23 protein-coding genes are annotated in these 21725 nt (G+C 37.2%); 17 read left to right on the forward strand and 6 right to left on the reverse strand.

Annotation, left to right across the window (positions count from 1 at the left end; genetic code table 11):
- Positions 1 to 13 precede the first annotated feature (13 nt).
- Positions 14 to 1366, forward strand: a complete 1353-nt coding sequence (locus tag EV203_RS06890) for a Mur ligase family protein (protein ID WP_009610495.1) — start codon at positions 14 to 16, stop codon at positions 1364 to 1366.
- Positions 1363 to 2091 (forward strand): type 1 glutamine amidotransferase, encoded by a 729-nt coding sequence (locus tag EV203_RS06895; protein ID WP_009610492.1) that lies wholly within the window; start codon positions 1363 to 1365, stop codon positions 2089 to 2091. The genes EV203_RS06890 and EV203_RS06895 overlap by 4 nt, the downstream gene beginning before the upstream one ends.
- 290 nt (positions 2092 to 2381) lie before the next feature.
- On the opposite strand, the gene EV203_RS06900 is transcribed toward EV203_RS06895, so the two are convergent.
- The 6 genes from EV203_RS06900 to dnaA form a co-directional block, all read right to left on the reverse strand.
- A complete protein-coding gene (locus EV203_RS06900) occupies positions 2382 to 4637 on the reverse strand; it encodes a glycoside hydrolase family 31 protein (RefSeq protein ID WP_132039763.1) in 2256 nt (751 codons plus the stop codon).
- An 11-nt stretch (positions 4638 to 4648) separates the two neighbouring features.
- A complete protein-coding gene (remB, locus tag EV203_RS06905) occupies positions 4649 to 4906 on the reverse strand; it encodes an extracellular matrix regulator RemB (protein ID WP_011024542.1) in 258 nt (85 codons plus the stop codon).
- 12 nt (positions 4907 to 4918) lie between these two features.
- Positions 4919 to 6013, reverse strand: coding sequence for a DNA replication/repair protein RecF (recF, locus tag EV203_RS06910; protein WP_009610502.1), 1095 nt, complete (start codon positions 6011 to 6013; stop codon positions 4919 to 4921).
- A 10-nt stretch (positions 6014 to 6023) separates the two neighbouring features.
- Complete coding sequence (gene yaaA / locus EV203_RS06915; protein WP_011024541.1) at positions 6024 to 6230, reverse strand: S4 domain-containing protein YaaA; 207 nt, start codon at positions 6228 to 6230, stop codon at positions 6024 to 6026.
- A 13-nt stretch (positions 6231 to 6243) separates the two neighbouring features.
- A complete protein-coding gene (gene dnaN, locus EV203_RS06920) occupies positions 6244 to 7356 on the reverse strand; it encodes a DNA polymerase III subunit beta (RefSeq protein WP_132039765.1) in 1113 nt (370 codons plus the stop codon).
- A gap of 237 nt (positions 7357 to 7593) precedes the next feature.
- Entirely contained in the window at positions 7594 to 8925 is a 1332-nt protein-coding gene (gene dnaA, locus EV203_RS06925; RefSeq protein ID WP_011024539.1) for a chromosomal replication initiator protein DnaA, read from the reverse strand.
- Between the two features lie 484 nt (positions 8926 to 9409).
- On the opposite strand from dnaA, the gene rpmH reads away from it, so the two are divergent.
- The 15 genes from rpmH (at position 9410) to EV203_RS07000 (ending at position 21701) form a co-directional block, all read left to right on the forward strand.
- On the forward strand, positions 9410 to 9544 hold the full coding sequence (gene rpmH, locus EV203_RS06930; RefSeq protein WP_011026763.1) for a 50S ribosomal protein L34: 135 nt from the start codon (positions 9410 to 9412) through the stop codon (positions 9542 to 9544).
- Between the two features lie 36 nt (positions 9545 to 9580).
- The gene (gene rnpA, locus EV203_RS06935; protein ID WP_011026762.1) at positions 9581 to 9931 is read left to right on the forward strand and encodes a ribonuclease P protein component; all 351 of its coding nucleotides are present in this window, start codon (positions 9581 to 9583) and stop codon (positions 9929 to 9931) included.
- Positions 9928 to 10137, forward strand: a complete 210-nt coding sequence (gene yidD, locus EV203_RS06940; protein WP_011026761.1) for a membrane protein insertion efficiency factor YidD — start codon at positions 9928 to 9930, stop codon at positions 10135 to 10137. The genes rnpA and yidD overlap by 4 nt, the downstream gene beginning before the upstream one ends.
- Positions 10138 to 10155: 18 nt before the next feature.
- Positions 10156 to 10776: a YidC/Oxa1 family membrane protein insertase gene (locus EV203_RS06945; RefSeq protein WP_011026760.1), complete on the forward strand. Its 621-nt coding sequence runs from the start codon at positions 10156 to 10158 to the stop codon at positions 10774 to 10776.
- Between the two features lies 1 nt (position 10777).
- Positions 10778 to 11398, forward strand: a complete 621-nt coding sequence (jag, locus tag EV203_RS06950) for an RNA-binding cell elongation regulator Jag/EloR (RefSeq protein ID WP_011026759.1) — start codon at positions 10778 to 10780, stop codon at positions 11396 to 11398.
- 102 nt (positions 11399 to 11500) lie between these two features.
- Positions 11501 to 12883 carry a tRNA uridine-5-carboxymethylaminomethyl(34) synthesis GTPase MnmE gene (gene mnmE, locus EV203_RS06955; protein WP_011026758.1) on the forward strand — a complete coding sequence of 461 codons (1383 nt, stop codon included), beginning with the start codon at positions 11501 to 11503 and terminating at the stop codon, positions 12881 to 12883.
- Between the two features lie 8 nt (positions 12884 to 12891).
- The gene (mnmG, locus tag EV203_RS06960) at positions 12892 to 14793 is read left to right on the forward strand and encodes a tRNA uridine-5-carboxymethylaminomethyl(34) synthesis enzyme MnmG (protein WP_009610971.1); all 1902 of its coding nucleotides are present in this window, start codon (positions 12892 to 12894) and stop codon (positions 14791 to 14793) included.
- Positions 14774 to 15493 carry a 16S rRNA (guanine(527)-N(7))-methyltransferase RsmG gene (rsmG, locus tag EV203_RS06965; RefSeq protein WP_009610967.1) on the forward strand — a complete coding sequence of 240 codons (720 nt, stop codon included), beginning with the start codon at positions 14774 to 14776 and terminating at the stop codon, positions 15491 to 15493. Before mnmG ends, rsmG begins: the two co-directional genes overlap by 20 nt.
- Positions 15494 to 15882: 389 nt before the next feature.
- Positions 15883 to 16329, forward strand: a complete 447-nt coding sequence (locus tag EV203_RS06970; RefSeq protein WP_043884193.1) for an NUDIX domain-containing protein — start codon at positions 15883 to 15885, stop codon at positions 16327 to 16329.
- A gap of 74 nt (positions 16330 to 16403) precedes the next feature.
- Positions 16404 to 17210, forward strand: coding sequence for a nucleoid occlusion protein (gene noc / locus EV203_RS06975; RefSeq protein WP_022588262.1), 807 nt, complete (start codon positions 16404 to 16406; stop codon positions 17208 to 17210).
- A 101-nt stretch (positions 17211 to 17311) separates the two neighbouring features.
- The gene (locus EV203_RS06980; protein WP_022588263.1) at positions 17312 to 18079 is read left to right on the forward strand and encodes a ParA family protein; all 768 of its coding nucleotides are present in this window, start codon (positions 17312 to 17314) and stop codon (positions 18077 to 18079) included.
- Positions 18080 to 18101: 22 nt separating this feature from the next.
- Positions 18102 to 18965, forward strand: a complete 864-nt coding sequence (locus EV203_RS06985; protein WP_132039767.1) for a ParB/RepB/Spo0J family partition protein — start codon at positions 18102 to 18104, stop codon at positions 18963 to 18965.
- 178 nt (positions 18966 to 19143) lie between these two features.
- Positions 19144 to 20286: a cysteine desulfurase family protein gene (locus tag EV203_RS06990; protein WP_022588266.1), complete on the forward strand. Its 1143-nt coding sequence runs from the start codon at positions 19144 to 19146 to the stop codon at positions 20284 to 20286.
- 18 nt (positions 20287 to 20304) lie between these two features.
- Positions 20305 to 20808, forward strand: a complete 504-nt coding sequence (locus EV203_RS06995) for a DUF4446 family protein (protein ID WP_022588267.1) — start codon at positions 20305 to 20307, stop codon at positions 20806 to 20808.
- 17 nt (positions 20809 to 20825) lie between these two features.
- Complete coding sequence (locus tag EV203_RS07000; RefSeq protein ID WP_132039791.1) at positions 20826 to 21701, forward strand: YegS/Rv2252/BmrU family lipid kinase; 876 nt, start codon at positions 20826 to 20828, stop codon at positions 21699 to 21701.
- Positions 21702 to 21725: the final 24 nt, after the last annotated feature.

Here is a 21725-nt window from a genome sequence, read left to right on the forward strand (position 1 = left end):
AGGTGGGGAAAAAGTGAAAGGGCTAGGGGTAGCAATAGGAAAATTAGTAAACATCTCCTGTAAAATTACAGGCAAAGGAGGAACTTCATTACCAGGTAAAATTGCCCTCATGGCAGATGACCACTTAATAAAAAAGCTGATAGAACCTTTAAAAGAAAACAAAGTAATAGTCACCGGAACTAATGGAAAAACTACTACTTCAGGGCTTATAGCTCACCTTCTTTCCTATTCCGGAAGAAAGGTAGTTCACAACAGAGAAGGGGCAAATATGAGAACAGGAATAGCCACTTCTCTTATAAAAAGCAGTAGTTTGACGGGCAATCTAGACAGAGACGCCGCAGTATTTGAAGTAGATGAGGCAAACTTGAGCTTTGTGGTAAATGAAATAAATCCAAATGTGGTTGTAATCACAAACTTCTTTAGAGACCAGTTAGACAGATTTGGTGAATTAGACCTTATTGTAAATAAGGTAAAAAAGGCTCTTTCAGACCTTTCCAAAGATTCTTTTGTCCTTTTAAACGCAGATGACCCCTTTACTGCCTCTATAGGAGAGGACTTAGAGGCAAAAGTTCTATACTATGGAATTGAGGATGATATAAAAAGTCTCAAATCTTCTTCCTTTGAGCAAAAATTTTGCCCTGTATGTGGCACAAAATACGAATACAAAAAGATATATTACGGCCACCTGGGAAACTACTACTGTCCAAACTGCGGTAAAAAGCGCCCTTCTCTTGATTTTAGAGCAAGTGATATATTTTTAAGCGAAGATGGAATAAAGTTTAAATTATCCTATAAAGATAAAATTTTTACAGTTAAAAGCAACTTGGTAGGTTTATACAATGTTTACAACATCCTTGCTTCCACATCTGCTGGAATGCTTCTTAATTTAGATGATTCTACTATTTTAAAGGCAGTAGAAAATTACTGGCCTATAGAAGGACGACTACAAAAAATCCAAATAAGAGGAAAAAAAGCTATAATAAATCTCATAAAAAACCCCGTAGGATTTGAAAGCACATTAAACATGCTCTCCCAATTTGACAAACCTCTAAACCTTCTTATCTTAATAAACGATAACTATGCGGATGGAAGAGATGTATCTTGGCTATGGGATGTAAATTTAGAAGAATTCTTATCAAAAGCTAAAGTAAACCACATAATAACCTCAGGGCTAAGAGCAGAAGACATGGCTTTAAGAGTGAAATATGCTGGCTTTGACACTGAAAGAATAAAGATAATGCCACTTAATGAAGCTGTAAAAGAAATCTTGGATATAACAAAAGAAGAGCTTATTGCAATCCTCCCAAATTACACTGCTTTACAAGACCTTAATAAATATCTCAAATCTCAGGGGGCATTAAAATGAAGCTAACTATTGGTCACATGTATCCCGACCTTTTAAACTTATACGGTGACAGAGGAAATATAATCGCTCTAAAAAAAAGATGTGAATGGAGAAAAATTGATGTAGAAATAAAGGAAATAAAGGCAGGAATAAATGAAAACTTTGCAGACATAGACCTTTTATTTTTTGGTGGAGGATCAGACAGAGAACAAAAAATAGTAAGCGAAGATTTGAAAAGTAAAAAGAAAAATTTAATAAAAGCAATAGAAGACGGCATGCCAGTTTTAGCAATATGCGGAGGGTACCAGCTTCTGGGAGAGTATTACAAGACTTTAGAAGGAAATAAAATAGAAGGGCTTGGAATTTTAGATGCTTACACTGTGGCAAGTAATAAAAGATTAATTGGAAATATTGTAGTGGAAGCCCATCTTTTTAATAAAGAATTTTACCTGGTAGGCTTTGAAAATCACTCAGGAAAGACTTTTTTAAGAAATTGTAGCCCTCTAGGCACAGTAATAATAGGATATGGAAACAATGGTGAAGATAAAAAAGAAGGCTGTGTATACAAAAATGTCTACGGCACATATTTGCACGGCCCACTTCTTCCCAAAAATCCGGAAATGGCTGACATATTGATTGAAACTGCTCTTTCTAGAAAATACGGGAAAATAAATTTTGAACCTCTGGAAGATTCCATTGAACAAAGAGCAAAAGAAGCTTTTATAAAAAGATTTATGAAAAAATAAACTGCCTCTATGCAGCCTATCAGACTGTTGACAAAATAAAAAAGTGGCATTTTGTGTGTAAATGCGACTTGTTGCCAAAGCGGTAACTAAACTTAGCGAGCTTAAGGAGCGAAGGCGGGGCGAGCAAAGCGAGCGGCCATCTGAGCCTGAAAGGCGAATTGGCCGGGACACCGCCTGAGCCCTTAAGCGAGCTTTAGTTTAGTCGCTTTGCAACTCTGGAGCATTAACACAAAATGCCACTTAAATAAGGGGAACTTTGTCAACAAGCCAATAAGCTGCCTTTATGCAGCCTATTTCACTACAATCTCATACTCTTCTACTTCTTCTCCATTTATTTTGACTTTTTTTACCTCATCAAAATTCTTTAGTACAAATCTATACTTTTTTGCTCCATCCTCATATCCAAAGTGCACTTTATCGAATTTTATATCAATTTCTCCATCGAAGTATTCAAACTCTATCTCAAAGAGGTTATACACTCCTTTCTTGTAATCAAGGGTTTTTCCATCATCCTCGTAGTGAACATATTTTCCTCTATTTCCCCTATATATCTCAACCACCTTCTCCTCTATTCTATCTTCTTCCACATATGAAAGGGGCTTTTGTTTTACAATTATAGCTCCTTCTTTTACAAAAACAGGAATTGTATCGATGGGAGCTTCTACTAAATAATAATTTCCCCCTTCGTACCTCTCTCCCATAAAATAGTCATACCAAATACCTGAAGGCAAGTACACTTCCCTTCTATCTTTGGAGGGGAGATATACTGGAGCTATGAGTAAATTTTGCCCAAGCATAAATTCGTCATAAATTTTGTGAGTATTCTCATCCTCCTGATACTCAAAAACTAGAGGTCTCATTACAGGATAGCCCTTCTTCGAGGCTTCATAAAACAAATCATAAATGTAGGGCAAAAGCTCATACCTTATTTTTATAAATTTTCTAGCAATATCCTCTGCCTTTTTTCCAAAAGACCACGGCTCTTGGTCTTTCGTCCCTATAGCAGAGTGAACTCTTAAAAAAGGAGTAAAAACAGCAGCTTCTATCCACCTTATGAAAAGCTCTTCACTGCAATCTCCCTCAAACCCTCCTACGTCAGCTCCCGCAAACGGTTGTCCAGACAGACCTACGTTCATAAGCATAGGCATCATCATGAGGAGGTGCTCATAAAGGCTTCTATTATCTCCTGTCCACATGGCAGCATATCTCTGTATTCCAGCAAATGCTGCTCTTGTGAGGATAAAGGGCCTTTCATTAGTTCTTTCCTTTAAAAGGCCTTCTTTAGTCGCAAGAGCCATGTAGTTAGCATATACATTGTGAGCTTCTCTGTGGCTTATTTTCTCCCCATCTAGAATATGGATATTATCTTCCGGCATAGTTTTTGTAGGAGTTTCAAAAACAGCTGGTTCGTTCATGTCATTCCATATCCCATCGATTCCATCTCTTACAAAATTAGCAATCTTTTCTCCCCACCATTTCCTCACCTTATCCTGCAGGAAATCTGGGAAGCAAGCCTCTCCAGGCCACACTTTTCCTACATATGTAATGCCATACTTATCCTTGACAAAATAATCATTTTCAATCCCTTCTCTATAAACAAAATACTCATAATCTCTTTTAACTCCCGGGTCAACAATTGTAACTACTTTAAATCCCATGCTCTTTAGATTTTTCAGCATTTCCTTATAATTTTTAAAAGTATCCTTGTTCCAGGTAAAAACCCTATACCCTTCCATATAGTCTATGTCTAAATAGATCACATCACAAGGTATGTCTTTTTCTCTGAAAGTCTTAGCTACTTCAAGCACTTTCTCCTGAGGAGTATAGCTGTATCTGCTCTGCTGGTTTCCTAAAGCCCACAAAGGAGGAAGTTCAATCCTTCCAGTCAAATATGTATAATTTTCTACTACCTCTTTTATGTCATTTCCGTAAATGAAGTAATAATTCATCTGCCCTCCATATGCCCCAAAATAATAGTACTCTTCGCTTTCTTCTCCCATGTTAAAAAAGCTTCTGAAGCTGTTGTCTAAAAAAATTCCATACGTATGCTTTTTATTCATTCCTATAAAAAAGGGATATGACTCATACAAAAGCTTGGTAGTTTGATTGTGAGTCATAAATTCGTCAGTATTCCACATTTCAAACTTTTCACCTTTTTTATCAAGATAACCAGCTTTTTCGCCAAAGCCGTAAAAATGGTCTTCTCTAAGCTTCTTATAACACCTAACCTTTGAGTCGCCTAACTTTACACCTTCCCCGTAATCTTCATTAATCACATCGCCATCTTTATCTTTAAAGGTGATAAAAAATGTTTTTTTATCTATTTCTACTTTGAGGTCTTTTGTAAGTACAAGCACCTTGTCTTTGCTTTCCTCTACATTGAAATCAGGAATGTCATATTTTTTCTTTTCTATGGCAATTGTATCTCTTCTCTTTTCTTCCTTGTCAGTGACAAAAATGTTGACTATCTTGTCTGTTATCACTCTCAACTCTAATTTTTTGCCTTCGGATCTAACTACAATTCCCTCAACAGTTCTTTGAAGCATCTTAAGCCTCCTCATTCGAATATTTTGTGAGCTCTTTTTATCAGCGTTACAGCTGAGATAGGAGATAGATAAATGATACTTTTTTTATCCCTTTCAGTCAATATGAAAGATTTTGGTTTTTCTTTCGAAATATTTACAACAAATCCCTCTTCTTCAGCAATCTTTAAAAATTGAAGGGTTATGGAGGAAGTAGAGACAATATTCATGTCAAAAATTCCGATGATTTCTTTGTCCGGTACTACTACGTCTCCACCTAAATGAATGTACATTTAAAAAACCCCCTATTCTCTCATGACAATTCCATCATAAATTTTAAAACAACAGTCTCCCTCTACATCTGACTTTGAAGTGTGGGTGATAAAAGACTGAAAGCCTTCAAGCTTTTTTAAAATGTATTTCTTTCTGTTATCGTCCAACTCCGACATCACGTCATCCAAAAGCAAAACAGGCTTTTCTCCAGTCTCTTCTTCTAAAATCTCTAGTTCTGAAAGCTTGAGGCACAGGGCAGCTGTCCTTTTCTGCCCTTGTGACGAATACACCCTAGAATCATATCCATTTATCAATATCTTAAAATCTTCCCTATGAGGACCCACTTGTGTAGACAGATATTTTAAATCTAGGGTCAAACTTTTAGTCAGCCTATTTTTTAACTTTTCTCTTATGAGATTTTCTTCGTGCACTTCCTTTACTCCTGCGCTGTTTAAATATATGATTTCCAACTTTTCATTAGAAATTTCCATTAAAAATTTTGACATGCTATTTTTTAATTTCTCAAGGTAATTATTTCTCACCTTTATTATTCTAGCTCCATACTCTGCCAGCTTTTCATCAAATATTTCCAATAAATCTTCTCCTTTTCCTTCTTCTTTTATCTTTTTAAGCAAGCTATTCCTGTTAGATAGGGTTTTATTGTACTGAAGAAGGTCAAAAAAATAATTTTTGTCAATGACGGAAATGCAAGCATCTAAATATTTTCTTCTGCGGGAAGGCCCTTCTTTTATTATCTCTATGTCCTCAGGGGAAAATATAACTGTCAAAAAGTGCCCCAAAATCTCTCCTGTGCTCTTTAACTTATTGCCATTTACTTTAATAACCTTGTTTCCATTTACCTTATACCCAAATTCTATTTTCTTTTCATAAAAATCCGCACTTCTGACTAGACCTCTCACGTAAAAATACTCTTCATCAAATTTCACAAGCTCAGACATTTTACTTCCTCTGAAGGACCTTCCCATGCTGAGAAGCCTTATTGCCTCTAAAAGATTGCTCTTCCCTTGTGCATTTAGCCCATATATCAAATTGACTCCTTCACAGAATTCTAATTTTTGCTTTTTTAAATTTCTAAAATTGTCTACAAAAATTTCCTTTAAGTACAAGATGGACTCCTCACTTTATCACAAAAGTCTTTCCTTCCACTTCAATTATATCATTTTTATAAAGTTTCCTTCCTCTTTTAAGCTCTATAACTCCGTTTACCTTTACTTTTCCTTCTTGGATAAATCTCTTTGCTTGTCCACCTGTATCGCACACCTTTGCATACTTCAAAAACTGTCCCAAAGTTATATACTCTGTTTTGATGGGAATCTCTATCATCAAATAACACCTCTTAGTTAAGCTTCACCGGCAGTATCATGTAGAGGTATTCCTTTTCCCCCACTGGTTTTATTATTAGCGGATTTATGCTGTTTATGAAGTAAAGATTTACTTCTTCTTCATTAATTGCCTTGAGCGCATCAAGTAAATATCTAGAGTTAAAAGCAATCTCTAGAAGCATTCCTTTAACTTCCACTTCCAACTTTTCTGACATACTTCCTTTTTCCGAACTTGAAGAAATCACAATAAAGCTATCTCCTATTTCAAATTTTACTAAATTGTTCTTGCTCTCAGCAATTAGAGATGCCCTTTCAAGGCTTTCCATAAACACATCTTTATTTATAGTGATCTCTGTCTTAAAATCTTTAGGGAGCACAGCGTTGTAGTTTATAAAACTCCCTTCAAGAAGCCTTGAGATGACTTTAGTGTTATCAATCTGGAAAAGCACCTGGTTGGAAGTGTGGTATATTATTACCTCTGTCTCTTCATCTTCCAATATCCTTGAAATTTCATCGAGGGTATCTCCCGGAATGACAAGAGAGTACTTCTCCGCTTCTTCGTCAAAAAAGGACTTTTCCGACTTATAAGAGTATATGGCCATTCTAAATCCGTCCAATGCCACTGCTTTAAGCTCATTTGGAAATACTTCAAAAAGTACCCCTGTTAGAATTGGCCTAGTCTGCTCTTCTGAGACGCAAAAAACTGTCTTTTTTATCAAGTCTTTGAGGATTGATTGGGGAAGTTTAAATGACTTTTCTCTTGATACTTCAGGTATTTCAGGAAATTCTTCTGGATTGCTTCCTGCAATTGAGAAGTTTATGTCTCCTGAAACCACATTTACAGTATTCTGTGAATCGCTTTTTACTTCCACTTCTCCTTCAGGCAATTTTTTTACGAGGTCACTAAAAATCCTTGCTGGAACAACTGTCTCCCCCTCTTCTTCAATAACTGCGGGTATTTGACACTCTATCCCTATCTCGAGGTCAGTACCTGAAAGCTTTATGACATTGCCTCTTGCTGTTATTTTTATTCCTTGCAATATGGGAAGGGTGGTACGGGAGGATACCCCCCTTATGGCTATATTGACGCCTTCCAACAATGAATTTTTATCACACACAAATTTCATATTTTTCACTCCTGTTTTTGAGAATATTTTTTGAAGGCCTAGCATATAATATTTTTGTACAACAAAATCTAGTAGTAGTAAGAGTAGAGATTGTGAATTTGTTAGTATAAGATTTATAGGTTGTGATGTGTGGTTTTAATAATGTGGATAAAATGAGGACAAACTTTAAAAATTATCGACATTATTCACAGAAGGCGAATTTTAAAACATATAAACAAGGTTATCCCTGTTTATATGTTAATAACCTTTTATCCTTTTTTTAAGTTCTTCAATCTGCCTTGCAAGGGATTCATCCTGCTTTATTTCATTTGAAATTTTTTCATAGGCGTGTATGACCGTGGTGTGGTCTTTTCCAAATTCTTCTCCTATTTTTGGAAGAGAGAGGTCTGTGAGTTCTCTTGCCAGGTACATAGCTATTTGCCTAGGATATGCGATATTTTTTGTCCTCTTTCTTGACCTAAAATCTTCTAACTTTATGTTGTAATATTTGCACACTTCTTCTTGAATGAGCTTTACTGTTATTTCTCTTGTTTTGTTAGACACAATGTCTTTTAACGCATGCTTGGTGAGCTCTAGGTCTATGTTTGACTTTGTAAGAGTTGCAAAGGCAACTATCCTTATTAAAGCTCCTTCCAATTCTCTTATGTTTGACTGTATTTTTTCTGCAACATAAGCTAGCACTTCATCCGGGATATTGAGGTTTTCTGATTGAGCTTTTTTCTTAAGTATTGCCACTCTAGTTTCATAATCTGGTGGCTGAATGTCAGCTATAAGGCCCCATTCAAACCTCGACCTTAACCTTTCTTCTAAAGTCGGAATCTCTTTTGGGGGTCTATCGCTTGATATAACTATCTGCTTATTTGCTTCGTACAGGGTATTAAATGTATGGAAAAATTCCTCTTGAGTTCGTTCTTTATTTGCTATGAATTGAATATCATCTATTAGTAGGACATCAATATTTCTATACTTATTGCGGAATTCTTCGTTTTTATCGTCCTTGATGGAGTTCACCAGCTCATTTGTAAACGTTTCGGACGTTACGTACATTATTTTGTAACCTGCGTGGTTCTTGTTGATGAAGTGTCCTATAGCGTGCATTAAGTGAGTTTTTCCAAGTCCAACTCCTCCATAAATGAAAAGAGGGTTGTACGCTTTTGCTGGAGATTGAGCTACTGCAAGGCATGCGGCATGGGCTAGTTTATTGCTATTTCCTACGACAAATGTGTCGAAGGTGTACTTTGGATTTAGAGTAGACAAAAGAGTTGATTCGGACGAATTTTCTCTTTCAATTGACTCTTTTATCTCTCTGTATTCTTCTTCGTCTTCTGAAAGTATCTTTATTTCTATAAACCTATTTGTGACTTTGGAAGCTGCATCGTAAATTATATTAATATATCTTCCATTTATTATATTTTTTGTAAATGTGTTAGGAGTGCTCAAAAACAAGGTGTCTTCTGCAAAGGCTAAAGGCTTTATGTGAACAAGCCAAGTATTGTAGCTGGTGGGGGTTAGCTCACTTTTTATAACTTCTACTATCCTCTCCCAAATTTGACGGTAATCACCATACATTGTATGACCTCCTAGGCTAAAGAATAATGTGGATAATTTAATTAAAAAGGGTGGCATACTATATTATCGACACAACTATTTTGTGGATAAGTAATTTTTAATTTTGTTGAAATCGCTTTTTGAAAAAACAGTTTTCAAGGTCCTGTTGATAAAATAGCTGTATATAAAAAATGCGACAAAAAAATTGACCTATCGCCGTTTTTTAAAAATAAAATAGGTCCATTAACACTGAAATAACAACTTATCCACAAACTTATCAACAACCTGTGAATAAGTTGTTATATTTGTGGCTACAATTTATTTAAGTTATCAACAGGTTTACTTCTATAATAGCAAATTATCAACAGATTATCAATAAGAAAAAATTTTTTATCTACATCTTCCTGTAGATAATTTCTGACCTGTTGATAAAGTCTTTGTTGACATCATATCCAATTAACGTTATAATTTTTATAGCATTTTTTAGGTTCTAGGAGGGGTAGTGATGCTTCGCACTTATCAACCTAAAAAAAGACATAGAAAGAAAGTCCACGGGTTCAGAAAAAGGATGTCTACAAAAGCAGGAAGAAACGTATTAAAAAGAAGAAGATTAAAAGGGAGACACAGACTTACAGCTTAAGGCCGGAATGGCCTTTTTTGCCATGTGGAGGTATAGATGAGGGAAAAGTTGACGAAATTGAAAAAGACACAGGAGTTTAAAAGAGTTTACTCCAATGGAAAAACTGTTGCCAATCGTTTTATAGTTATGTACTACATGCCAAATGGGTTACAGGTCAACAGAGCTGGATATTCTGTGAGTAAGAAGATTGGTAAAAGTGTAGTGAGAAATAGGGTAAAGAGGCTTTTGCACGAAAGTTTCCGGCTTTTAAATTCCAATCTCAGGCAAGGTTATGATGTGGTTTTTGTGGCGAGGGGCAAGATTGCGGAGGCTGACTTTCATACTTTAAAGGAGTCTATAGAAAAATTGCTCAAAAAGACACCCTTGTATGAGGAGAAAGAAAGATGAAAAATTTTGTAATTTTTTTAATAAGATTGTATCAAAAGTATATTTCCCCTATGAAGCCAAGGACCTGTAGATTTTATCCTACTTGCTCTCAGTATTCTATAGAGGCTATTTCTAAATATGGACTTTTAAAGGGTGGATTGATGTCAATTTGGAGGATTTTGAGGTGTAATCCCTTTAACCCTGGAGGATACGACCCTGTAAAATAACTGTTTTGGAGGTATACTATGGCAACAATTGCTATGTATTTAGGACAGCTTTTAGAGTTTATTCACCATTACGTGGGCAATTACGGCGTAGCTATAATAGTCTTTACAGTTTTCATAAGAATTCTTCTTTTGCCTTTTTACATTCAGCAGATGGCTATGATGAAGAAAATGAAAGAAATACAACCTTTGGTGGAAGAGCTCAAGAAGAAGTACGGCAAGGACCCCCAAAAACTCAATATGGAAACCATGAAGCTTTATCAGGAGAAAAAGATAAATCCTTTTGGTGGTTGTCTTCCAATGCTTTTGCCTTTAATAATTTTATGGCCGCTTTTTACGATGCTTAGAACCTATCCAGCCTTTTCGACAGCATCTTTTTTGTGGATGCACAGCCTAGCTGAGAGAGACCCTTATTATATAATTCCAATTTTAGCTACAGTAACTACTTATATATCTTCTGCTATGGTCGCTACAGATAAGAGTCAGAACTCTATGAATATAATGATGTCTCTTTTCATGGGTTGGATTACTGTCACATTGCCGGCTGGAGTGGGGATTTATTGGGTTACGAGCAATATATTCCAGATAGTTCAGCAGTATATTTTCATGAGGGAGACCAAAACGCTCAAGGGGGAATCCTGAATTGAAAGAATTAATAAGAACTGGTAAAACAGTGGAGGAGGCCATAAATCTTGCGCTTAAAGATTTTGGCGTCCCGAGAGATATGGTAGAAGTGGAAGTGCTGGATGAAGGGGGAAAAGGTTTTCTAGGCCTTATCAGCAAGCAGGCCATTGTAAAAGTAGTTTTAAAAGACGTGATAAAGGAGTCTGCTAAAAATTTCCTAAAACAGGTAATAGATGCGATGAAACTGGATATCACTTTTGAAATTGAGGAGACAGAGGATACTATAAAGTTCAATTTGCAAGGCAAGAATGTGGGACTGCTTATAGGAAGAAGAGGAGAGACATTGGATGCTTTGCAGTACTTAGTAAATGTGGTGGCAAGCAAATACAAAGGGTATGAGAGATACAGAAGGATAATTTTAGATGCAGGAAATTACAGAAAAAGAAGAGAAGAAACTCTCACTCGACTTGCTAGAAAGCTTGCTAAAAAGGTGATGGAGACAAAGGAGAGCATAGAGCTAGAGCCCATGACTCCTAATGAGAGAAGAATAATTCATTTAGCTTTGCAAGACCACCCCTATGTGGAGACCTATAGCGAAGGAGAGGAACCCAACAGAAGAGTTATAATTGCTTTGAAATGAGCCCTTTTGCGGGGTCTTTTTTATTTTTTCTTGATTGAAAAGATTGAAAAATTGGTATATTATTTTATGTGATTGTGAAGTTAGCTGAGGCTGGTGATGGAAATGGAATTTGATACAATTGCAGCTATCTCTACTTTCCCTGGAGAAGCGGGAATTGGAATAGTGAGAATAAGTGGAGATGAAGCTTTAGAAATAATTTCAAAAATTTTTAGACCTTTCAGAAAAAAAGATATAAAATCTGTTAAAAGCCACACTATCCACTATGGTCATATTGTAGACCCTGAAACGGGTGAAGTTTACGATGAAGTGCTGGTAACTGTCATGAGGAAGCCCAATACTTACACTAGAGAAGATGTAGTGGAAATTAACTGCCATGGGGGTATAGTAGTAAGCTCAAAGATTTTAGAACTGGTTTTAAAACATGGAGCGCGCCTTGCTGAACCAGGGGAGTTTACTAAAAGAGCTTTTTTAAATGGGAGGATTGATTTGTCACAGGCAGAAGCTGTGATTGATATTATAACATCTAAAACTATGCTTGCTAATAGATATGCTCAAAAGCAGCTGGCAGGGGTTTTGGGGCAGAAGATGAAAGATTTGAAAAACAAGATAATGGAACTTTTGAGTCATCTTTTGGCTTTGATTGACTTTCCTGAAGAGGATGTGGAAGAGCTTGAAAGAGAGGAAATTAAAAGAAGGGCAAAAGACATATTAAATGACATAGAATATTTGATTGCTTCTTCTGAAAGCGGAAGGATAATAAGGGAAGGGCTCAAGACAGCTATAATAGGAAAGCCTAATGTGGGGAAGTCCTCTCTTTTAAATGCTCTTTTAAAGCAAAATAGAGCTATAGTCACTGACATCCCTGGGACCACAAGGGATGTAATAGAGGAGTACATGAATATAAAAGGAATTCCAATAAAGCTCATAGACACTGCAGGAATAAGGCATACAGATGAACTGGTGGAAAAAATAGGAGTGGAAAAGAGCAAAGAAGTACTGGCAGAAGCTGACCTTATTTTATTTGTTTTGGATGCTTCAAGAGACCTTACAAAAGAAGATTATGAGATCTTTGATATTCTTTCGGGAAAGAATATAATATTTGTTCTCAACAAAGTAGATCTGCCTAAAAAAATTGATGAAGAGGAGTTAAAAAAATTAGTAGGAAATGGTATAATAGTAGAGGTTTCTACTGTAGAAAGGACAGGACTTGACAAGCTGGAAAGCGAGATATACAATTTGGTATTCAAAGGGAAGGTTTCTGCTACGGAGGAAGAGATAATTACAAATGCAAGGCACAGGGAAGTGCTAATAAACGCAAAAAAACACATGGAAAGCGTCATAGAGGCAATTGAAAAAGGTTATAGCGAAGATTTAATAACGATTGATGTAAATGGAGCGCTAAATGAGATAGGAAAGATTACAGGTGAGACGGCAACAGAGGACGTGATAAATCAGATCTTTGAAAGATTCTGTGTAGGAAAGTAGGTGGAGGTATGAGGTATATTGCAGGAGAATATGATGTATGCGTTGTTGGATTGGGACATGCGGGAAGCGAAGCAGCTCTCGCTTCTGCAAGGCTGGGACTTGCAACGGTTGGCTTTGCGACAAATTTAGATGCTATAGCTCTTATGGCCTGCAATCCATCTATAGGTGGCCCTGCTAAGGCACAGTTGGTAAGGGAAATAGATGCTTTAGGGGGAGAAATGGCTGTAAATACAGACAAATCTCTCCTTCAAATGAGGACTTTAAATACCAGCAAGGGTCCTGCTGTCAGGTCTTTGAGAGCACAGGTGGACAAGAAACTGTATCAGGCGAATATGAAGCACACTTTAGAAAGGCAGAAAAATCTGGATATAAAGCAGGCGGAGATTGTAGATATTTTAGTGGAAAATAATAAGGTAGTAGGTGTTGTGACAAAACTTGGAGCTATTTATAAATGTAAAGCCTGCATAATAACTACAGGAACTTTTTTGAGAGGCAGAGTCATAATAGGAGAGGTTGGATTTGAAAGCGGTCCAAGTGGCCTTTTCCCGGCGAAGGAGTTGTCAGAAGCTATAAAGAGATTGGGTTTTAAAATGATGAGATTCAATACGTCCACTCCTCCCAGAGTTGATAAAAGAACTGTCGATTTTTCTAAGATGATTATGCAACCTGGCGATGAGGTTATAACTCCATTTTCTTTCATGCATGATAAGATTGAGATAGAGCAGATTCCCTGCTGGCTCACCTACACCAATGAAAAAACTCACAAAATAATAAGGGATAATATACACAGAGCTCCTCTGTACACCGGAGAAGTAGAAGGAGTGGGAGTTAGGTATTGTCCTTCCATTGAGGATAAAGTGATGAAATTTCCCCACAGAGACAGGCATCAGATTTTTGTGGAGCCAGAGGGAAGAGATACTTACGAAATGTACATTCAGGGATTGTTTTCTAGCTTCCCTGAAGACCTTCAGATGGAAATTCTAAGTACTATTCCTGGACTTGAGAATGCGAAGATTATGAGGCCAGCCTATGCGATAGAATACGACTGTATAGATCCTACTCAGCTTAAAGCTACGCTTGAGACAAAGTTGGTAGAAGGATTGTATTTTGCAGGACAGGTGAATGGAACTTCTGGCTACGAAGAGGCAGCAGCACAAGGGCTCATGGCTGGCATAAATGCAGCTTTAAAAATCTTAGGAAAACCGCCTCTAATTCTAGATAGGTCTCAGGCTTATATAGGAATTTTGATAGACGATTTAGTTACAAAAGGTACAAATGAGCCTTACAGGATGCTTACTTCAAGAGCTGAGTACAGATTGATTTTAAGGCAGGACAATGCGGACTTCAGATTGACTGAGATAGGAAAAGAAATAGGGCTTGTGACGGAAGAAAGGTATGAGAAATTTTTGAGGAAGAAAATACAGTTAGAAAAAGAGATGATGAGACTCCCCACTGTCATGGTGAGGCCGACAGAAGAAGTAAACAACTTTTTAATTTCAAGGGGAAGTACTCCTTTAGTTTCAGGAGTTGACCTGTACACCTTATTGAAAAGGCCTGAAATTGACTACAAATCCACTAAATTTTTGGACCCAACAAGGCCTGATGACATTTTGGATAGCGTTGCGGAGCAGATAGACATAAACATAAAATACGAGGGCTATATTTTAAAACAGTTAAGGCAGGTAGAGCAGTTTAAAGCAATGGAGAATAAAAAAATCCCAGAGGACATAGATTACTATCAAGTTCATGGGCTCAGCAATGAAGCAAAAGAGAAACTTTCAAAGATAAGGCCTACTTCTGTTGGACAGGCATCCCGTATTTCAGGGGTTTCTCCTGCTGATATTTCTGTGCTTTTAATATACCTACAACAGATGAGGAGAAAGAGGTCCGATGAAGCAAAAATCAATTGAAATGCTAGTACAAGGAGCGAGTAGTTTAGGGATTACTTTGGAAATGTTCCATGTGGAACATTTCCAAAAATTTTATTCTCTTTTATTGGAATGGAATCAAAAGATGAATTTAACGGCAATTACTGAGGAAGAGGAAGTTGTGATAAAGCATTTTTTGGACAGCCTTTCTGTTATAAAAAGCGGCAAAATAAAAGGGGGAGAAAAAGTTATAGATATAGGAACAGGGGCTGGATTTCCAGGGATTCCTTTAAAAATAGTTTTTCCTGAAATTGGACTTACTCTTCTTGAAGCATCCAAAAAGAAAGTAAATTTTTTAAATTTCCTTTCTCAAGTTCTTCTTTTTGAGGGTATTGAAGTAATACACGGAAGAGCAGAAGAACTGGGAAAAGTTGAAAGGTTTAGAGAAAAATTTGATATTGCTACTGCAAGAGCCGTGGCTCCTCTCAATATTTTACTGGAATATGCTGTTCCTTTTGTGAGGGTGGGAGGACATTTTATTGCGATGAAGGGAAGAGATATAGAAGAAGTATATCAGTGCAAGAATGCTTTAGAAGAGCTTAAATGCGAGATTGAAGATGTGATTGAAGTGAGGCTTCCTTTTAGTGATATTCTTCACCATTTGATTGTAGTGAAAAAGGTTGATGTCCTGCCTTCAAAGTATCCTCGAAGGGAAAAAGCCATAAGGACAAAACCTTTGTAATATAGGCGCTTACCTTTTGTGGGCGCTCAGTTTGTTGACAAAGTCTTTCTTATTTAAGTGGCATTTTGTGTTAATGCTCCAGAGTTGCAAAGCGACTAAACTAAGGCTCACTTTTCGGGCTCAGGCGGGGTACCGGCCAATTCGCCTTTCAGGCTCAGGTGGCCGCTCGCTTTGCTCGCCCCGCCTTCGCTCCTCAAGTTCGCCAAGTTTAGTTACCGCTTTGACAACAAGTCGCATTTACACACAAAATGCCACTTCTTTATTTTGTCAACAGTCTGGGCGCTTACCTTTTGTGGGCGCTTTTTTATTTTAAGTTTTAATTTTAATTTGAGGGACAGCTTTTTATGTTATAATTCATTATATAGATGTTGATAGAATGAGGGATGGAAATGAAAAAATTTCGCGCTAGCCTGCTTGTTGCGAGAGTTGTGATTGTAGAGAATAACAGGGTTTTGCTTGTGAAACACAGTGATGGAGAAAATGAGGCGTGGGTTTTTCCAGGAGGGAGGGTTGAGGAAAATGAATCTGTTGCAGCTGCAGCTATTAGAGAATGCAAAGAAGAGACAGGTTATGATGTAAAACTTCATGGAGTTTGCTATATTCAGGAATACGACATATACTATGTCACCTACTTTTACTCTACAATTATAGGCGGAGAAATGAAATTAGGAGAAGATCCCGAACTGCCAAAGGAGAAGCAGGTTTTAAAAGAGGTCAAGTGGGTGGATTTTGAAGAATTAAAAAATTACAAAGTGTATCCCAGAAAGCTGGCAGACCTCATACAGAGGGAAGGATTTCTAGATTGCTTAATTCCAATACCTGAAACTTTTTTATAATTTTAGAAGGATTTTCCTTATTTTTGTCGAATATATAATTTAAAGGGGAAGAGTAATGGAGTGGGGTGTTAGAAATGGTGTCCAATAAGGCTTTAGAGATTGTCTATTTGCCTATTGAAGCTATAAGGCCTAACCCGTACCAGCCTCGCAAAACTTTTGATATAGAAAATTTAGAAGAATTGGCTGAATCCATTAAAATTTACGGGGTGCTGCAGCCTATTACAGTGAGAATGGTGGGCAACAATTCCTATGAATTGGTAGCTGGGGAGAGAAGGTTAAGAGCCTCTAAATTAGCAGGGCTTAAAGAAGTTCCTGCAATAGTCATCAATGCTCACGACCAAGATTCTGCAATTTTGTCTTTGATTGAAAATTTGCAAAGAGAAAATCTCAATTTTATTGAAGAAGCTCAGGCCTACTACAATTTAATAAATGACCATCATCTCACGCAGGAACAACTTGCAAAAGTGCTGGGGAAAAGCCAGTCCACAATTGCCAATAAACTTCGCATCTTAAAACTCAGCAAAGAAGTACAGGAAAAACTTTTAGAGAACGATTTGACAGAAAGACATGCTAGGGCACTTTTGAGGCTTCCTGATGAGGAACTTCAGAAAAAGGCATTGGAAGTTATAGTAAAAAAGAAGCTCAATGTGAGTCAAACAGAAAAATTAGTCCAGGAAATGATTGATAAGATAACAAAAAGGCCAGAGGTTTCTCAAAAGAATGGAAAGAAAATGATGAAGTTTTACAAAGACATTAGAATTTTTGTCAACACTATTAAACAGACTGTGGAGGCCATGAAAAGGTCTGGTGTGAATGCCGAGTACACACAAAGAGAAGAGGATGAGTATTTGGAATTTGTAATAAGAATTCCTAAAAAATAAATTAAATTTCACCCCCTGTTAGATGTTCCATGTGGAACATTATTATAAACAATGATATAATAGACGTGAGAAGGTGGTCCTGATAAACAGGGGGTGGAAAAGTGGGAAAAGTAATTGCTGTTGCTAATCAAAAAGGAGGAGTAGGTAAAACCACTACTGTTGTAAATTTGGGATATGCGTTGGCGGTCAAAGGGAAAAAAGTTCTTTGCATAGATATAGACCCACAGAGCAATATGACAAGCGGTTTTGGAGTAAATCCAGCTTCTTTAGATTACACTACATATACTTTGTTAATTGACGAGGAAGAAATAGAAAATGCCATATTAAAGCTTGAACAGTACGGATTGGATATTGTACCTTCGAGTATACAGTTGGCAGGAGCAGAGATTGAACTTGTGCCAATGATTTCCAGGGAATACAGATTGAAAAAGGCTATAGAAAGCGTGAAAGAAAAATACGACTATATTCTTATAGATTGTCCTCCTTCATTGGGGCTCTTGACAATAAATGCTCTCACAGCTGCTGATTCTGTAATTGTGCCAATACAGTGCGAATATTATGCCTTGGAAGGCCTGACTCAGCTTATGAATACTATAAACCTGGTGAAAAAAAGTTTAAATCCTTCTTTGGAGATTGAAGGAGTAGTTCTTACGATGTTCAATGCTCGGACAAACCTTTCTATTCAAGTAGTGGACGAGGTAAAAAAATTTTTTAAAGAGAAGGTGTACAGGACTATTATTCCCAGGAATATAAGGCTGGGGGAAGCCCCAAGTTATGGAAAGCCAATTTCCCTCTATGACCCTACTTCCAAAGGGGCTGAAGCATATGAAGATTTGGCTGAAGAAGTAATAGAAAGGGCTGGAATATAAAATTTTAAAAGGTGGTGTTAGAGTGGCGGGGAAAAAAGGTCTGGGAAGAGGCTTGCAGGCGCTTATTCCGGAATACAGAGAGGAAGAGGCTCAAGGGGTAGAAACGGTTCAGATAGATAAAATATTTCCTAATCAATACCAACCGAGAAAGCATTTTGACGAAGAAAGTTTAAGGGAATTGGCAGATTCTATAAAGGAACACGGTATTGTACAGCCATTGGTTGTAAGAAGGCAGGGAACGGGCTATCAGCTGGTGGCAGGAGAAAGGAGATGGCGAGCGGCAAAAATTGCAGGGTTAAAGGAAGTTCCGGTTATAATTAGAGATTTAGATGACTTACAGGTTATGGAAATTGCTCTCATTGAAAATCTCCAAAGAGAAGATTTAAATCCCATTGAAGAAGCAAAAGCATATAAGACTTTGATGGAACAGTTTAATTTGACTCAAGAGGAAATTGCCAAAAAAATAGGAAAGAGCAGGTCAGTCATTGCTAACAGCATAAGGCTTTTGAATTTGGACGACAGGGTGCAGGAAATGCTGATAGAAGGGAAAATAACAGTGGGACATGCAAAGGTGATTTTATCTATAACGAGCAAGACTCTTCAATATGAAGCAGCAAAAAAGATAGTGGAAGATGGACTCAATGTAAGGGAAACAGAAAAACTCGTGAAAACTCTCCTCAGTAGAAGTGAAAAGACAAAAGAAAAAAGAAAAGATAAAAGAATAGATGTACATATAAGGGAAATAGAAGATAATCTCTGCAGTCTATTAGGAACAAAAGTTCAGATACTTCAAAAAGGGAAAGAGAAAGGCATTATACAGATTGAGTATTATGGTGAAGAAGACCTGACTAGAATTTTGGATATTATTTACGGTTTTGAAAAGTGATAATAATATGCTTTGCAAATTGATACAAAAGTTGGAGAGGGACTTTTATAAGGTCCCCTAATTTATTTTTGTTGTCAAGGATTATGAATAGGTATAAAATTATAGTAGAAGGTAATCCCTTTGAAGATGTAAGTGCATATATTAAATTAAAGAAAATAATTAAAAGGGGAATTGGGGAATGATATATTTTGACAATGCTGCTACTACCTGGCCTAAACCTGAAGAGGTATATTTGGAAGTAGACAGAATGTTGAGAAACTGTGGCAATCCGGGAAGAGGAGGCCACAGAATGGCTTTGGAGGCCAGCAGGGTAATTTTTGAAGCGAGGCAAGAGATAGCTTCTCTTTTCAATATCAAAGACCCTATGAGGGTAGTTTTTACATTAAATACCACAGAAGCGTTGAACATAGCTCTAAAAGGCGTGTTAAAAGAAGGAGACCATGTGATAACATCCAGTATGGAACATAATTCCGTCGCACGACCCTTGAGCAGACTAAAGGAACAAGGAGTAGAAGTTACAATAGTCAAAGGGAGCGAAGAAGGAAAGATTGACCCTGAGGATATTAAAAGAGCCGTAAAAAAGAACACAAAAATGATTGCAATTACTCACGCTTCTAACGTCACAGGTACTATCATGCCAATTGAGGAGATAGGAAATATTGCCCGGGAAATGAATTTAATTTTTTTAGTGGATGCCGCTCAGACAGCAGGAGTTTTACCTATAGATGTCGAAAAATATAATATAAGTTTGCTGGCTTTCCCAGGGCATAAGGGACTCTATGGACCCCAGGGTACAGGCGGGCTTTATGTCAAAGAAGGTATAGAGCTTGTTCCATTAAAAGAAGGAGGTACAGGAAGTAGGTCTGAACTTACACTTCAGCCCGATTTGATGCCCGACAAGCTGGAAAGTGGGACATTGAACACTCCGGGTATCGCTGGCCTTAAAGAAGGAGTGAAGTTTGTAAAAAAAGTAGGCGTAAATTCAATTAGGGAGCATGAGCTCAAACTTACAGAATTGCTTATAGAGGGCCTGAGAGAGATAAAAAAGGTGAGAGTTTACGGTCCTCAAGAAATAGATGATAGAGTGGGGGTAGTTTCAATAACGGTAGAAGGGATGGATGTTGGAGAAGTAAGCCATATACTGGATAGAGAATTTGACATTGCTACAAGGGCAGGGCTTCACTGTGCACCACTGGCTCATTCTACTATAGGTACTTTAAAGAGCGGAACTTTGAGGTTTGGGATTGGATACTTTAACACGGAAGAGGAAATAATTAAAGCGGTAGAAGCTATTGAAACAATTATTCAAAAAAACTTTTAAAGAACTGGAGGAGAGGATATGCAGAACTTTTTAGAACTTGTATACAGCAATCTTCCACTTTTTACATTGGCACTGGCGGTTTTAGCAATCTTTGAGTTGATATTGATATTGATTTTGAATGCCAAATTTTTAAAGATTAAAAGGACTTATGAAAAAGTCATAGACACTCTGCAAAAAGGAGATATTTTTGACCTTCTTCAAAGAATTTTAGTTGAGAAGGAAGAGATAAGAAATGACATCAATCAAATAAGAGTAAAAGTAAATGCTCTAGAAAAAGAGGGGAGAAGGGCCATTAAAAAAGTGGGGATAGTGAGGTACAATGCTTTTCCAGATGTAGGTTCTGATTTGAGTTATTCTATTGCTCTCTTGGATGAGGAAGACAATGGAGTAGTTCTATCGGGTATTTATGGGCGAAATGAGACGGCTACTTTCGCAAAACCTATAGAGAGAGGGCATTCCAAGTACCCTCTTTCTGCAGAAGAGGTACAAGCTATTGAGAGGGCGAAGAGAAAAGCATTGTAGTGTGGGGAGTGATTAGCTTGATCGCTTTCATTGTCAACCCTGTGGCAGGGGGAGGAAGAGCTTACAGGAAAATTCCTGAAATACGAAGAATTATGAAAAAGAAATTAATCGATTACAAAATATTTATAACAAAGTACGCAGGGCACGGCAAAATCTTAGCAAGAAAGGCTGCATTAAGCGGCTTTAAAGTGGTGGTAGCTGTAGGTGGAGATGGAACAGTTTTAGAAGTTGTCAATGGCATAAAAGGGACTCCTGCTGCTTTGGGAGTGATTCCTGTAGGGACAGGCAATGACTTTGCTAGGTTTTTCCATATACCCAAAAAAATAGAAAAAGCCATAGATGTTTTGATAATGGGAAATGTAAAAGTCATAGACGCAGCCTTGATAAATGGCATATTAACATTTGGGAATATTGCCAGCACAGGGATTGCATCTGAGACTGCAGCTTTGGCTGTTCGGTTCAAAAAATTTCTCTCGGGAATTTGGGCCTATTTAGTTGCTCTTTTAAATGTCCTTTTTAGGTACAAGCCCTATTCTGTTAAGATAAAAATGGATGGAAAAGAGATAAAGAAAGATATAACGATTTTTGCTGCAGGAGTTTTGAGCTATTACGCTGGCGGCATAAAACTTTTGCCGGGAGCTGACCCCCACGATGGGTGTCTGGATGTGATGATAGTGGGAAGAGTGAACAAGCTAAAGATTTTGGTGCTGCTTCCATTGGTTATTTTTGGAAAACATGTGCACTTGAAAAGTTTGGTGGAAACTTATAGGACAAAGAAAGTAGAAATAGAGGCCGATAAAGAAATACCTATAACTGTTGACGGAGAAATACTTTATAGCAGTAAAATTGAAATAAAAGTAGAAGAAAATGCCATAAAATTATGTACCCTTTGAAATTAAGGGTATATTGAAATAAAC

The sequence above is a fragment of the Caldanaerobacter subterraneus genome (genome assembly GCF_004345675.1).
In the GTDB taxonomy this organism is placed as follows: domain Bacteria; phylum Bacillota; class Thermoanaerobacteria; order Thermoanaerobacterales; family Thermoanaerobacteraceae; genus Thermoanaerobacter; species Thermoanaerobacter subterraneus.